The organism is Legionella sp., assembly GCF_965140895.1.
Lineage (GTDB): Bacteria > Pseudomonadota > Gammaproteobacteria > Legionellales > Legionellaceae > Legionella.
Genome location: NZ_CBCSKT010000159.1, coordinates 21,042 through 34,281 on the forward strand (window position 1 = coordinate 21,042; position 13,240 = coordinate 34,281).

Here is a 13,240-nt window from a genome sequence, read left to right on the forward strand (position 1 = left end):
GTAAGAATTCAGGTTACGCTTTTAGGAGATATTGACGATGTAGAGCAATAATCGCGGCCTTTAATTCATCTGCTCCTGCATCATTAACAACAATATCATCTGCATTTTTTAATCGTAGGTTCGCATCGGGTTGTGCTGCCAAAATGGATAAGGCTTGTTCCTGATTGCAATTATCACGCAGCATGAGACGTTCTATTTGCATGTGTTTGGGGGCTTGAATTAATAAAATACGGTTAATATATGGATAGTTTTTTTTATCGATTAGTAAGGGAATTTCGACAATGCAATAGGGCGTAGTGGCCAAATCAACTTGGTCTTTAATTTTTTGACGGATGAGTGGATGTAAGAGCTGTTCAAGCCAAGTGCGCTCCTTGGGATCGCTGAAGATAATTGCTCTTAATGCCTTACGATTAAGTTCATTATGCTCATTTAAAATTTCAGCACCATAATGTGCAACAATTTTAGTATAGGCATCTTGGCCGTGCATGGTAAGGGCGCGCGATATATCATCTGCATTGATAACCTGTATTCCTAATTCTGCAAACATCTTGGCAGCAGTACTTTTGCCGCCTGCAATCCCACCTGTTAAACCTACACAATAGACCATTAATCTAACCTATTTTTATTAACACACGTAATTAAATTGATATAGCAGGTTCCAGGGACCGTACTTTTTTGACGACAAAAATCTTTGGCTGCTAATGCCGCATCATCGCGTCGTGGATAAGGATTGCTGCGCCAAACAATTGCGGTACGGTCTAAAGCAGAGCATACCCACATGGGTTCAACACGTACCCCCTGAACGAAGCGTTCGCAATTATTTCTTCTTATTTTACACGTAGCTGGGTCTGTACTTCCTTTTTTACACAGGTCAAATGCAAAATTTACAGCGACTTTTCGATACGCACTCGCAGCAATCCATGGTTTGCCACTCGCATCATAGGTAGTACATTGCCAAAAATTACCGTTCAACGGTAGTTGTGCAAATGCTGAAACAGAAAAGCCAAGTAAAAATAAAAAACTGATTCGTACATAATAATTCATTTCTTTTCTCCCTGAAGCAGGCTTTTTAATTGCTCAATGGATAGATCTTTTGAAAAATACCATCCTTGCAATAATTGTACTTCATTTTTAAGCAAATAATTTACTTGTTCTTTGGTTTCAACACCTTCTGCAATAATAATTAAATTTATTTTTTTTGCCAAATCAATGATTGCATCGTTAAGTAACTCGGTAATCGCTTTGGTGCCAATGGCCTGAATATATATTTTATCTATTTTTAAATAGCTGAACGGAAAATGTTGTAGGTAACTTAAACTTGCATGCCCCGTGCCATAATCATCAATAGCTAATGAAAAGCCTTTATTACATAATTCCTGCATCCTTTGCAGATAAGTATCATTATCCTCATTAAGCAAGTTGCGCTCGGTTATTTCCAGTAAAATCTGAGTGGAGGGAATTGAATACTTATGTTGTAATTGATAAAACTTATCAAAAAAATCGGGATCGATAAAATGGGCTGCGCAAATGTTGATGGATAAATGGAATAAGGGGTTGGATTTTAAAATATCTTGAGTCTCTTTAAAGGTAATTTCAGCAATTTGTAACGTAATGGGGATAATTAATCCAGTCTCTTCCGCTTCGATTATGAATGAGTCAGGCATAATAATTTCATCGTGCTTGGTTTTCCATCGTAACAGAACTTCCACGCTCGAATATTGATTCTGTTCAACATTAAAAATTGGTTGATAGACGGGATAAAATTGCCGACGTTTGATGGCTCTTATTATCGACCATTTTAACGAGGTACGTACACGGATCAAATTTTTGAATAAATAATATGAAAAAGCCGACAGGATTAAAATATCAAGAGTAAGTAGGATTTGGCCGTTTCGTAAGTTGCTATATAGAATTTGAGGTGAATAAATCACTTTTACAGCGACTCCTTTAAGGTTATGGAGATTTACGCTGGTAACAATAGGTTTAACAATGGGGTTTGCTACTGGGTTGTATATCAGGGATTGGTTTGGTTTATTCGAAATTTTAAGCAAATCTTTTTTATTATTTTCATCATATAAAATGACCGTGTAATGATCTTGTCCTGTAGGTTTGAGTAGAGCCTCAAGCACGGAAGCCATAAAAATTAATTCTATTTGGTAATGGCTAATGTCCTTTTTTAATGAGTAAATTGTAAAATTATAAGTGGGTAGCTCTAGAGGTCCCGCTATAGTTTGTGATGCAATATCGCCATCTAAAAGAAAACTCTTATTGTAAGGTAAGGTGGAGCAAATAAGGTCATGGTCGTTATCTTTAATCGCGATGGCTAAAATTTTAGGATGAGCAGTATTTATATAATTTAAATAGGGTAAAAGATCTTCTTTGCAATCTAAATGAGCCTTTTTCAAAATGGGCAAGGTCTGCAGGCGGGAAAAAGCTTCGTTTATTAAATTATCAAGAGTATATGCCGAATTATGGGCTGCGTTGGATACTTGAGTATATGCTTTAGCAATATAGTTCTGCCACATAATGTAGGAGAAGAAACAAAGAATCGTCAGAGTAAGGATCCCCCAAAACACAGTAAACTGCCTATAAACATAGTGTAAAAAGGGATGCCGCAGTTGGTTCATAATATTATGTTTTATCCATAAGCGTCCTTTATAGAGTTTAGTGTGATTTCTGCTAAATTCCCAATAATATCTTTATTCGTATTTAAAGGCGGAAGCCAATAAAGTGTAGTTCCAATAGGGCGGATTAAGGCACCATGCTCTAATGCCTGTTGGTATATTTTATTTCCTATACGGCTTGATGGCGTTGTTATTTCTAAATCTGCAGCAACTAAAGCACCAACACCGCGAACATTGGTTAATTTACCTGATACTTGGGCAATTTCTTGCATACAGGAAAACATATGGTCGCCAAGCACACGTGCTTGGTGAATAATGTGCTCTGCATGCATGGTTTTTATGGTAGCTAAAGCAGCGCAGACAGCTAATGAATGACCACTATACGTATGTGAATGTAGAAACGAGTTGCCGTTGGGGTAGTCATTATAAAAAAGCTCAAAAATGGTGTTGTCGATCATTACGCAGCTTAGTGGAATCGAACCCGATGTTAATCCTTTAGATAAGCAAATCAAGTCTGGCTGGATGCCCGCATGATCACAGGCTAACCATTCACCAGTTCGGCAAAGCCCTGTCATGATTTCATCGGCAATAAGGTAAACGTCGTTTGCTTTGGCCCATACAGACAGCTTTTTTAGAAAGTCGGGGCTATAACACAGCATTCCGCCAGCACCTTGTACTATGGGCTCAAAAATAATCGCACAGGTTTTCTCAGCTAGGGTATTTAACTGCTTTTCTGTTGCAGGCCAATATTCATCACAATTATCCCATAAGGGATCATTCTTTCCGGAGACATAAGGAATATATTCAAGAAAATGGCAGGGCACGCCGTAGGCTTCGTAAGGTGCTTTATAGAGTCCCAAGTCACTGGTTCCCATTGTGGCAAGGGTTTCACCATGATAGCCGTTTTTCAGGGCAATAAATTGCTTTTTATGGCTTAAGCCTTTGATTTGATTTGCATGGATTGTCAGTTTTAATGCGATTTCAACAGCACTTGAGCCATCGCTGCCAAAGAAAATATGTTGTTTTTGAGTGATTTGAGCTAATTCTTCAGCCAGTTCAACTAAAGCGGGATGGGTGGTATTTGCTGCGATGACATGCTCGAAGCGCTGCAGCTGATTTGTAATTGCTTCCATTATTGCCGGATGCCCATGACCTAAAGATTTGCACCACCAGCTGGAAATTCCATCAATAAGCGGACCCTTATTTGTATACAGGTAACTTCCTTGGGCGCGCTCAACAACAATAGGAGGGATTGCTTCAAAATCTTTCATTTGCGCACAAGGATGCCAAACATGTTTTAAATCGCGATGAATTAATTGTTCTATGTTGACCATTTTTAAAATTTTGGTTGACAAGACGTTGTGCCACTTTATCATGTACTCTATGACAAATAATAGGGGTTAATTGTGACTCAAAATAAAAAAAAATGGTCAACATCAGAAATTACTGTACTTTATGAGCAAGCATTTAATGATTTATTAAATCAAGCACATAGCATCCATAGAGAAAACCATGATGCAAATGCTTTACAGTTTGCTACCTTACTTAGTATCAAAACAGGGGCTTGCCCGGAAGATTGTGGTTACTGTTCTCAAAGCGGTCATCATCAAACGCATGTAGAAAAAGAAAAATTGATGACGGTTGATGCCGTGCTAAAAAGTGCGCAAGAAGCGAAAGATAGTGGTGCAAAACGTTTTTGCATGGGGGCTGCCTGGCGTTGTCCTCCAGATAAAGTAATACCCCAATTACAAGAAATGATTGCAGGTGTTAAGGCATTAGGTTTAGAAACATGTATGACTTTAGGCATGCTCAATAAAGAGCAAGCATCATGTTTAAAGGAAGCGGGTCTGGATTACTACAACCACAATATTGATACATCTCCTTCCTATTATGAAAAAGTAGTCACTACTCGTAAGTTTAGTGAGCGCTTAGAAACCTTAGATAATGTTCGTGAAGCAGGTATTAATGTCTGCTGTGGTGGAATTTTAGGTTTAGGTGAAACTCGAGAAGATCGTATTGAGTTTTTATTAACTTTAGCCAATATGGACACACCACCAGAAAGCGTTCCAATTAATCGCCTAATTCCTGTAGAAGGAACACCATTGGCAAAAGCTCAACCTGTTGAAGGTATTGAATTAGTACGTACCATTGCTACCGCACGTATATTAATGCCTAAAAGCGCGATTCGTTTAACTGCAGGACGCACTGAGATGAGCGATGAGTTGCAGGCTCTGTGTTATTTTGCGGGTGCAAACTCGGTGTTTATTGGTGATAAGTTATTAACGGAAGATAACCCTCAACGCGCTAAAGATAAGGTGCTATTTAACAAATTAGGCTTAACTGAGTTCGTTGAAGCTTAAATTACACGTTATCCTGGATGTCCCTTGCTTATTAGGGATGACCTGTACCCATGGTGAACGGATTTTAAATCAAACATAGCCCGCTATTGAGGGAATAAATAGAGCAATAATGTCTTTAAACGAACAAATAACAATCTATACGAATCTGCTTAAAGAACAAGGCTTATTGAGACAGCGAACCGTCCTTAAATCGGATAACTCGTCATTGATTCATTTTGACAGTAATGATTATTTATCGTTGACTTCGGACAAGCGTATTTCTGCTGCCTATCAACAAGGATACTCTTGCTATCCTAGTGGTAGCGGGGCGTCCATGCTTCTTAGTGGCTACCATGAAAACCATCGTGTGTTGGAGCAGGCTTTTGCTAAATTATTAGCCGTCGATGAATGTATTTTATTTTCTTCAGGTTACGCTGCGAATCTTGCCTTGACGGCATTGCTTGGTCGCTTAAAAGCTCATTGTTTTGTTGATAAGGAATTACATGCATCGGCTTATGATGGCTTAGCTTTGTCACAGGTTAGTTTTACGCGTTATTTTCATAATGATTTAGTGGATTTAAGCCGCAAGTTACCGCAGCATACACCTAATTCCGCATTAATTACGGAAGGCATTTTCAGTATGAGTGGGCAAATAGCGCCATTATCGTCTATATATGCCTTATGCGTAGCGAACCAAACTGAGCTATTGGTTGATGAAGCTCATTCTTTTGGGGTTATTGGCGAGCAAGGTAGGGGGGCTGTTGCCCATCATGGGTTAACACAACAAGAAGTCCCATTACGCGTCATTCCTTTTGGAAAATCATTTGCCTCGCAAGGGGCTTTAATTGCTGGGGCGCATGATTGGATCGCGGCGTTATTGCAAGCTGGTCGTTCATTAATTTATTCAACTGCAATTAGCCCAGCCTTAAGTTATGGATTATTAACCACCTTGGATGTAGTAGTCGCTGCAGATGAGCGGCGCTTAAAACTGAGGCACTTGGTCAACTTGTTTCGTGAGCACATCCAATCCTCACCTTTTGACTGGGCTGATTCATCAACGCCAATTCAGCAATTGCGTTTGGGATGTCCACATTGGGCTTTATATTATACCCAAGAGCTCAAAAAGCAAGGCATCAGCTGCCTGGCAATTCGTAAACCAACAGTCGGTAAAAAAGAAACTGGATTACGTATCATTTTGAATTATGAGCATACTCCAGAACAGATTAATCATTTATTTAATAAGTTAAATGCAATTTATGAACATACATCTCAATAAGCACGGCTCAGGATTTCCATTGGTTTTTTTCCATGGCTGGGGTTTTGATCAGCACATTTGGATGAGCATAGTGTCGGAGTTACAGTTAAATTATCAGCTTATTCTTGTTGATTTACCTGGCTTTGGGCAAAGTCCAATCATGGATTGGAGTACTTTTAAAACAAGCTTACTAGCTCAATTACCCGAGTATTTTGCTGTTGTTGGCTGGTCTATGGGAGGATTATATGGCACACGTTTGGCTTTAGATGTTCCACAGCGGGTGACTCATTTAATAAATATTTGTTCCTCACCACGTTTTTTACTGGATGACTCCTGGCCAGGTGTTGCTCTGGAAGTATTTGCTGAGTTTTATCGTAAATTATCACAAGATCCACAGAGCACATTGAAGGAGTTTATTGAGTTACAAACCAGTAGAACTAAATTCAAGATGGAGTCGGGTCGTTTACCTACTGAAGAAGGTTTGGCATCTGGGCTGGAAATTTTGGATACTTGGGATTTTCGCCAGCAAATGAGTACGTTTGAACGTCCTGCATGTTATATGTTTGGCCGGCTGGATCCTATTGTCCCTGTTAAAACAATGAGTGCGATGCAAGACATTTATCCAAACTTTAATTATGTGTTTTTCAATCGTGCAGCACATATGCCATTTTTATCTCATCCCGATTTATTTCTTAATGAACTTCGAGGTTTTATTAAATGAAGCGATATTTTATTACAGGAACCGATACGGATTGTGGGAAAACCTATGTTACAGCCAATTTAGTTCAGCATTTTTCTAATTCTGCAGCAATTAAACCTATTGCAAGCGGGTGTTTGGGGCTAGATAATCAGCAAGTGAGTACGGATGCTTTGGCATTACAAGAGCATTGTCATTTAAGTTTGGATGTAATTAATCCTTGGCGCTTCAAGTTACCCGTTTCTCCTCACCTTGCTGCTAGAGAAGATGGATGCTCTTTATCAATAACTGAGATTGCAGATTATTGCCTTAACTTAGAGTTAGCAGGCATTGAGCGGCTATTTATTGAAGGAGCGGGGGGCTTAATGGTTCCCTTAAATGATAATCAAACGTGGATAGATTTTTTAAAAATCACACAATTTCCTGTAATTTTAGTAGTGGGTATGAAGTTGGGATGTATCAATCATGCTCTGTTGACTGCTACGGCATTAAAAACACATAAGATACCATGTGCCGGGTGGATTGCGAATTGCATTGATCCTGAGATGTTAGCTTTATCCGAAAATATAGAGACATTAAAGTCGTTGCTTGATGCTTCACTTTTAGCAACATTGTCATTTGCTGGAGCTTTTTCTGACGTTAATTTATAGCAGTAATCCAATTAAATTAAAATAAATGCTCGATGAAAATATAGCGTGATGAATTTAATGAACAATAATGTGGCTCCAGTGTAATGTGCCATCCCGCTCGGTGATGTTTAAACCCCATTTAGAGAGCAATGCGCATTCAACCAATAACACCTTTATCCGCTAATTGATAGCGCCCCTTTTTGTTTATTAATTTAATCCGTCTGGCATAGGTTGGTCGCTTCCACAGTGCATTCGTTTAAACACATTTTATCTAAACTCGGTGGGAAAAAGGCCAAAAGCGATAAAGAAAGTAAACTCATTAGCCCTAAAATAGCACAACGAATCATAAAACCCATGATAGAAATCTCCTAATCAATAATACTTGGACTTTAACTTTGTTTTTAGTTTTGTCATTCTCGCAGGCGAGGATAATAGTTCTAAACATCTGGTCCCATTACAAAAATGGAAACTAGTTTATAATTTCCTACTACCATTGGCTAATGAATTAACCCAATGTGTTGGACAATACTTCTTGCCTTTATAATGATGTTATTTTCAGGCCGATTGCTCCTGTGATGTGTATATTTGTATTGGAAATGAGGCATTTGATACATATCCTTTATAAGAAGTGGTGAGGAATAGCGGTCTTGGATTGGAGCACAGACCATTTCTATTTTGTTCAAATAAAAGCACTTGATGTATTAGTTGTTGTCAAATAATATATTTACGATGTTAAATAGCTTAGAGGTGATTTATGTTGACCAAGGATAAGCTTGTTAATTCAGTTGTGACAGCGTTTTTAGTTCTTGCCACCAGTAGCGCAAACGCAACAGACGGGAATGAAGCCCCCGCAATGGAAAAATGTTATGGCATTGCTAAAATGGGTATGAATGATTGCTCCACTGCAACGGCGTCATGTGCTGGCTCCGCAACTAGAGATCAGCAAAAAGATGCTTTTCTTTTTATGCCCAAAGGACTTTGTGAAAAAATTGTAGGTGGAAGTCTCAAATCAGAATAAGGAGATGAATATGAAACAAAGGATTGCCCACTGGGGTTTATTATTTATTAGTTTAATTACGTGCTCTGCTACACTGCAAGCTGAGCCAGAGACCCTTATCCTCGATAACCATCATACTTATATTGCATGGAATATTAACCATTTGGGTTTTTCAACGCAAACAGGAAAATGGTATGCAACGGGCCAGCTTGTTATTGATAAAGCTCATCCTGAGAATAGCAAAGTTGTGGCGAATATTAATGTTGCTGACATCGTAACTGGTATACCTGAATTAGATAAACATTTAAAAGGTAAATTATTTTTTGATGTAGAGCATTTTCCTAAGGCGACATTTGTTAGTGATAAAGTTCAAATAACAGGGGAGAATAAGGCTGATGTTAGTGGTGTATTAACTCTACACGGTGTGAGCAAACCCGTAGTGTTGCATGTGACCTTTAATAAAGCAGCGATGAATCCTATCAATAATAAGATGACTGTGGGATTTACTGCAACTGCAACGATTAAACGCTCCGATTTTGGAATGAATACTTTATTACCTGCTCTTGGGGATGAAGTTGAGCTGAACATTAATGCGGAAGCTTATCAGGATAAAAAGGCAGGGTAGTTTTATCCGTTGGTAAGTGGTAGTCCGTATAACGCTGCGTTAATACGGGCTACCTTAATGTCAACACTTCCTTAAATAACATCAGGAATCACAATGCAAATAAAAAATAGCGTAACCCGTTTTGGTATTATTGCTATTTTGCTCCATTGGATTATCGCGGTATTAATCATTGGCTTATTAGCTCTAGGCTTATACATGGTTAATCTTCCCATTAGTTTGGAAAAATTAAAGCTTTATGGATGGCATAAGGAGTATGGATTCTTAGTACTATTTCTTGCCTTGTTTCGTCTTACTTGGCGGTTATGCAACACAACGCCTGAGTTAGCATTACCTTGGTTAGAAAAAATCGCAGCACGTAGCATGCATTGGTTTTTTTATGGATTTATGTTTGCTATGCCGATTACAGGTTGGTTAATTACCTCCGCAGCAGGCTTGCCCGCTTCTTTTTTTGGCTTGTTTTATTTACCTAATCTTGTGGCTCCTGATCCAAATAAACTCGTATTATTTGAGTGGATGCACCAATGGCTAGGTTACGCGTTGATTGCGGCGATTTGCTTGCATGCTGTTGCAGCATTAAAACACCATTTTATCAATAAGGATGATATATTACGGAGGATGCTACGATGAAATTAAGTCAACGATTTTTATTTTTAATCTTATTGTTTTGTTCTAGTGTTTATGCGGATTCATTGCCTAAATGGGAGATTATCCCAGCAGAAAGCAGCATTAGTTTTACGGGAACGCAAAATAATGCGCCTGTAACTGGGGCATTTAAGTTATTTAAAGGAACAATCCAGGTTGATCCTGCAAAACCCGAAGGTGCTGCGCTCGATTTTATTATTAATATGGATTCACTTTCTGTTTCTTATGCAGATTTAGCAAATATACTAATTACTCCAGAATGGTTTGATGTTAAGGCATTTCCAACAGCGGAGTTTAAATCAAGCAAAATAAATAAAATCGATGAGCAACATTATACAGTTGATGGTGTTTTAACAATTAAAGATAAATCTCAGCCTGTAGTTTTGAAGTTTACCGCAGTAGAGTTTCCCAAAGATCATGGAGTTGTTGAAGGTTCAACAATAATTAAACGCAGCGCTTTTGGTGTAGGCTTAGGCGAGTGGGCGAGTACCGATGCAATCAAGGATGAGGTAACGGTTCATTTTAAGGTCGCGGCATCGCGTAAGAAGTAATGAGAATAAATTTGTATGATTGGTGTGCAAATAATATACTGATATAGATTTGAGTTGTTTCATCTTTGATGTAGTCAACGAAAAGGAGCTTTCTATGATAATCAAATCACTAGCCGTTGGATTAGTGCTTGCCTCTTCTATGATATTAGCAAATAGTCCAAATCAATCAGCATGTTATAAGGAATTTCATGGAGAGAAAGGATGGCATATGCTTTCAAAGGCCTGTCCCGTAGCACCTGCGCGAAGTTGGCAAGAATATTACAGTGGGGGCTATACTCAGCCTGGATTGTAAGTTTGAGGATAAAACCAGGAGGATATGTCTTCGGTCATACATTAATTTCCTCTTGAATTCTTGTGGCTTGATTGCGAGATGTATCAAATGGATCTCGGATTTTATAGTGAATATGGGCGTAGTATTTGCTCATGAGACTCATTAAAAAATTGTAATTCGTATTCTACTGATTGAGCAAAAGCGGCCTTCATTTTTATTTGGGTATTCGGTGTTGACTCAAGTGCTAACGTATCAATTGTATCTGCAAGTGTTCGTGTTGCCTCAACAAAGGTTGTACTCGAATAGGTTTTTATCCAGTCTTTATAGGGATTTGCTATTAACTGCCTTGGCGTCAATTTTTTGGTTCCTAATTGATAGTAAATCCAAAAACAAGGAAAAATACTGCAGAGCGATATTGGAAGCTCTTCTATATCTTGTGACTTTTCTTGAAGGTACTCTACATAGGATAAAATGGCTAGGCCGGGTTGAGATAATTCGGTATGGGTAAAATATTTTTTATACCGTTCTTGCATGGATTGTTCACCGGAAATGATGTCGCTGTGCAGATAGTCTAGTTGTTGAGACAGCTTGGGATTAATTTTAGCTGATCTTTTGGAGATATTTTTTAATATTAATGCATAGTGATGCAGGTAAATGTAGTCATCATGTAAAAAGTAACCAAAAGCGTCCGCTTTTAAAGTACCTTCAAACAATTGTTGATTAAAAGGGTGCGTATAAATTTTTTCTAAGTTTTGGGCAATAGGCGGTACTTTCAACAAAGAAGAAACAAAATTAACTGTTCTTGGAGCTGAAAAAAAAGATAGGCTTTTACTGTACATAATTCACTCTTCCTTCGCTGGCATTATCCAGAGCAGGTACTAAGGGTTATTCTCAGCTAAACCGGGTATTGGTTTAGCACCCCTGGTGATAAAAATGTGATCCTACAGTTTAAACTATGTGCGTGTCAATAAAACTTTTGTGTATGTTTTTATTGGAAATAATATAGGGTTAGGGTTTGGTGCTAATGGCAGTTTCTTAAGTTTGTCTTATCAAAAAATACTTTCGAATTACTGAGGTAATTCGGTCCAGAGTCTCACACATTTCTATATTAATATTTAATAAGTGTCATTAGTTACACGTAATTGGAAGAGGAAATACAGTGAAATGGTATTGGATATTTAAAGAAAACCTGGTTGCAAGCAACCAAGCTTAATTGATTTAGAGTCTTAGTTCTTTATCAGGTGCATTCAATATAATTTTTCTTTGTTGAGTTAAGCCAAACACAACTGCTTCGTGACTTAGTTTTTGAAGGTCTTCAATGAGTCGTTTCGTTGGGCTGAAATATAAACGTGTGGCTTGATTATTGTTCTTTAAAATACTTTGGAATTGCTCCACATCAAAATCCTGTTCTTGTTCTTCATGAAAGCAATCCAGTACTTCATGGAGCAGTTGCTTTTGGGTTTCACTGCGTTTCTTGAATAGTGGATTACTACTTTTTTGCAGATTATTCTCGATATCTTTTTTTATAGTCAAAAGTGATTGAGACAGGTTTGAAGAAAAAACCTCTTTCTGCGCTTTAAGTGTTTTTATGCGCGCCTCTTGTAATTGTTTTCCTGATTCTAACCAAGATGAATCATTGACTTCACCTTCACTAGCTCCAAGGAACTTCATCATCCCTATTGGATTTTCATGTAATGGAATGGAGTTTGGCGATTTAAATGCATGTTGTAATTGATAATGGTTGAATGATAGCGGCTGGACTTCATTAATAAGTTCAGGGCTATTCATTACGTATTTACCAAAAAGCGCGTGAGCGATTTCAACAGGGCCCGTTGTACAAACAATGATGGACTTAAAGTAAAGATTAATTTCCTTTTTCCTATAATAGGTTAAAAAATCATCATCATTTAACTGTAGAATCTGTTTGCTTTCTGCATATTCTTTATTAAAAAATAAAAACTTAACCAGGTTCATGTTTTGTTCTAACTCATTTCTGAGTCTTTGTATGGTATCTGTTGATGATTCGCTGCCTTGCTTATTAAAGCGTAAAAACAAATCATTACTCACCATGATTTGTTGAATGTAATTCCTGTAACTACGAGACGAACGCAATGGTATTGAGTCAATAAGCTCGGGCTGTTGCTTCAAATCTTTTGACTTGGCAATATAAAGAGTTTCGGAGCGATTTCTCATCAGTCGGACTACGTAACGGCTTAATAAAGTATCACTAAATTGTTTTTCTACTTGCTCATTAAAATCATTGTCGTAATGTGCAAGCTTCATTAACAGATTCTGGTGTACTTTATTTATCAATTGATTCGCGGCTTGTTCATCAACTACGGCAATAAAATCATTATTCGCCAAAATAAATTCTTTGCTTCCTAGCTTTAAACTACCAATATTAAGCAATAGGGGGGCATCAACATCGATTTGCTCTGGAAGTGCAGAAGTATCAATTGGGTAATCAAAGTCGGAATAAGTACCCAATTGATAAAATGGTGATAGCCATCTTAATATATCACTGGCAACTGCAAGATTACCGCCTTGATTTAAGTGAGTAATTTCATCATCATAAAAATGAAATAATCTTTGCTCATTATCAGAAACAAT

At 37.9% G+C, this 13,240-nt stretch carries 16 protein-coding genes and 1 riboswitch; of the genes, 9 read left to right on the forward strand and 7 right to left on the reverse strand.

Going from position 1 to position 13,240, the window contains the following annotated elements:
• Window positions 1–13: 13 nt before the first annotated feature.
• Genes coaE through bioA form a run of 4 tightly spaced genes read right to left on the reverse strand, consistent with a single transcriptional unit; the run spans window position 14 to window position 3,958 of the window.
• Window positions 14–607: a dephospho-CoA kinase gene (gene coaE / locus ACQY7T_RS14080; RefSeq protein WP_428414164.1), complete on the reverse strand. Its 594-nt coding sequence runs from the start codon at window positions 605–607 to the stop codon at window positions 14–16.
• Window positions 607–1,044, reverse strand: a complete 438-nt coding sequence (locus ACQY7T_RS14085; protein ID WP_428414165.1) for a hypothetical protein — start codon at window positions 1,042–1,044, stop codon at window positions 607–609. Before ACQY7T_RS14085 ends, coaE begins: the two co-directional genes overlap by 1 nt.
• Window positions 1,041–2,627 (reverse strand): EAL domain-containing protein, encoded by a 1,587-nt coding sequence (locus ACQY7T_RS14090; RefSeq protein WP_428414166.1) that lies wholly within the window; start codon window positions 2,625–2,627, stop codon window positions 1,041–1,043. The genes ACQY7T_RS14085 and ACQY7T_RS14090 overlap by 4 nt, the downstream gene beginning before the upstream one ends.
• 11 nt (window positions 2,628–2,638) lie before the next feature.
• Entirely contained in the window at window positions 2,639–3,958 is a 1,320-nt protein-coding gene (gene bioA, locus ACQY7T_RS14095) for an adenosylmethionine--8-amino-7-oxononanoate transaminase (protein ID WP_428414181.1), read from the reverse strand.
• A 72-nt stretch (window positions 3,959–4,030) separates the two neighbouring features.
• Here bioA and bioB point away from each other — a divergent pair, with 72 nt between their 5' ends.
• The 4 genes from bioB to bioD all read left to right on the forward strand — a co-directional run bounded on the left by bioB (window position 4,031) and on the right by bioD (window position 7,565).
• Window positions 4,031–4,984, forward strand: coding sequence for a biotin synthase BioB (gene bioB / locus ACQY7T_RS14100; protein WP_428414168.1), 954 nt, complete (start codon window positions 4,031–4,033; stop codon window positions 4,982–4,984).
• 109 nt (window positions 4,985–5,093) lie between these two features.
• A complete protein-coding gene (locus tag ACQY7T_RS14105; RefSeq protein WP_428414169.1) occupies window positions 5,094–6,239 on the forward strand; it encodes an aminotransferase class I/II-fold pyridoxal phosphate-dependent enzyme in 1,146 nt (381 codons plus the stop codon).
• Window positions 6,220–6,939, forward strand: a complete 720-nt coding sequence (locus tag ACQY7T_RS14110) for an alpha/beta fold hydrolase (protein ID WP_428414170.1) — start codon at window positions 6,220–6,222, stop codon at window positions 6,937–6,939. The genes ACQY7T_RS14105 and ACQY7T_RS14110 overlap by 20 nt, the downstream gene beginning before the upstream one ends.
• Entirely contained in the window at window positions 6,936–7,565 is a 630-nt protein-coding gene (gene bioD, locus ACQY7T_RS14115) for a dethiobiotin synthase (RefSeq protein WP_428414171.1), read from the forward strand. The genes ACQY7T_RS14110 and bioD overlap by 4 nt, the downstream gene beginning before the upstream one ends.
• 191 nt (window positions 7,566–7,756) lie before the next feature.
• On the opposite strand, the gene ACQY7T_RS14120 is transcribed toward bioD, so the two are convergent.
• Window positions 7,757–7,900, reverse strand: coding sequence for a hypothetical protein (locus ACQY7T_RS14120; RefSeq protein ID WP_428414172.1), 144 nt, complete (start codon window positions 7,898–7,900; stop codon window positions 7,757–7,759).
• A gap of 398 nt (window positions 7,901–8,298) precedes the next feature.
• On the opposite strand from ACQY7T_RS14120, the gene ACQY7T_RS14125 reads away from it, so the two are divergent.
• From ACQY7T_RS14125 to ACQY7T_RS14145, 5 genes are all read left to right on the forward strand, one after another.
• A complete protein-coding gene (locus ACQY7T_RS14125; protein WP_428414173.1) occupies window positions 8,299–8,562 on the forward strand; it encodes a DUF2282 domain-containing protein in 264 nt (87 codons plus the stop codon).
• A 10-nt stretch (window positions 8,563–8,572) separates the two neighbouring features.
• On the forward strand, window positions 8,573–9,166 hold the full coding sequence (locus ACQY7T_RS14130; protein WP_428414174.1) for a YceI family protein: 594 nt from the start codon (window positions 8,573–8,575) through the stop codon (window positions 9,164–9,166).
• A 93-nt stretch (window positions 9,167–9,259) separates the two neighbouring features.
• The gene (locus ACQY7T_RS14135; RefSeq protein ID WP_428414175.1) at window positions 9,260–9,793 is read left to right on the forward strand and encodes a cytochrome b; all 534 of its coding nucleotides are present in this window, start codon (window positions 9,260–9,262) and stop codon (window positions 9,791–9,793) included.
• On the forward strand, window positions 9,790–10,359 hold the full coding sequence (locus tag ACQY7T_RS14140) for a YceI family protein (protein ID WP_428414176.1): 570 nt from the start codon (window positions 9,790–9,792) through the stop codon (window positions 10,357–10,359). Before ACQY7T_RS14135 ends, ACQY7T_RS14140 begins: the two co-directional genes overlap by 4 nt.
• A 94-nt stretch (window positions 10,360–10,453) precedes the next feature.
• Window positions 10,454–10,651, forward strand: coding sequence for a hypothetical protein (locus ACQY7T_RS14145; protein WP_428414177.1), 198 nt, complete (start codon window positions 10,454–10,456; stop codon window positions 10,649–10,651).
• A gap of 101 nt (window positions 10,652–10,752) precedes the next feature.
• Here the strand turns inward: ACQY7T_RS14145 and ACQY7T_RS14150 are convergent, their stop codons facing one another.
• Together ACQY7T_RS14150 and ACQY7T_RS14155 are read right to left on the reverse strand one after the other, a co-directional pair.
• On the reverse strand, window positions 10,753–11,469 hold the full coding sequence (locus ACQY7T_RS14150; protein WP_428414178.1) for a TenA family protein: 717 nt from the start codon (window positions 11,467–11,469) through the stop codon (window positions 10,753–10,755).
• Window positions 11,461–11,563, reverse strand: a riboswitch (TPP riboswitch). It overlaps the preceding gene by 9 nt.
• A gap of 285 nt (window positions 11,564–11,848) precedes the next feature.
• Window positions 11,849–13,240, reverse strand: a 1,392-nt coding sequence (locus ACQY7T_RS14155; protein WP_428414179.1) for a glycosyltransferase family 88 protein, incomplete at its 5' end; no start/stop codon positions are given.

Excerpts from the sequence above, each read along its gene's own strand:
- ACQY7T_RS14130 (WP_428414174.1), top strand. The coding sequence starts at position 8,573 with ATGAAACAAAGGATTGCCCACTGGGGTTTATTATTTATTAGTTTAATT.
- bioD (WP_428414171.1), top strand. The coding sequence starts at position 6,936 with ATGAAGCGATATTTTATTACAGGAACCGATACGGATTGTGGGAAAACC.
- ACQY7T_RS14150 (WP_428414178.1), bottom strand. The coding sequence starts at position 11,469 with ATGTACAGTAAAAGCCTATCTTTTTTTTCAGCTCCAAGAACAGTTAAT.
- ACQY7T_RS14090 (WP_428414166.1), bottom strand. The coding sequence starts at position 2,627 with ATGAACCAACTGCGGCATCCCTTTTTACACTATGTTTATAGGCAGTTT.
- ACQY7T_RS14110 (WP_428414170.1), top strand. The coding sequence starts at position 6,220 with ATGAACATACATCTCAATAAGCACGGCTCAGGATTTCCATTGGTTTTT.
- bioA (WP_428414181.1), bottom strand. The coding sequence starts at position 3,958 with ATGGTCAACATAGAACAATTAATTCATCGCGATTTAAAACATGTTTGG.
- coaE (WP_428414164.1), bottom strand. The coding sequence starts at position 607 with ATGGTCTATTGTGTAGGTTTAACAGGTGGGATTGCAGGCGGCAAAAGT.
- ACQY7T_RS14105 (WP_428414169.1), top strand. The coding sequence starts at position 5,094 with ATGTCTTTAAACGAACAAATAACAATCTATACGAATCTGCTTAAAGAA.
- ACQY7T_RS14085 (WP_428414165.1), bottom strand. The coding sequence starts at position 1,044 with ATGAATTATTATGTACGAATCAGTTTTTTATTTTTACTTGGCTTTTCT.
- ACQY7T_RS14120 (WP_428414172.1), bottom strand. The coding sequence starts at position 7,900 with ATGGGTTTTATGATTCGTTGTGCTATTTTAGGGCTAATGAGTTTACTT.
- ACQY7T_RS14145 (WP_428414177.1), top strand. The coding sequence starts at position 10,454 with ATGATAATCAAATCACTAGCCGTTGGATTAGTGCTTGCCTCTTCTATG.
- ACQY7T_RS14135 (WP_428414175.1), top strand. The coding sequence starts at position 9,260 with ATGCAAATAAAAAATAGCGTAACCCGTTTTGGTATTATTGCTATTTTG.
- ACQY7T_RS14125 (WP_428414173.1), top strand. The coding sequence starts at position 8,299 with ATGTTGACCAAGGATAAGCTTGTTAATTCAGTTGTGACAGCGTTTTTA.
- ACQY7T_RS14140 (WP_428414176.1), top strand. The coding sequence starts at position 9,790 with ATGAAATTAAGTCAACGATTTTTATTTTTAATCTTATTGTTTTGTTCT.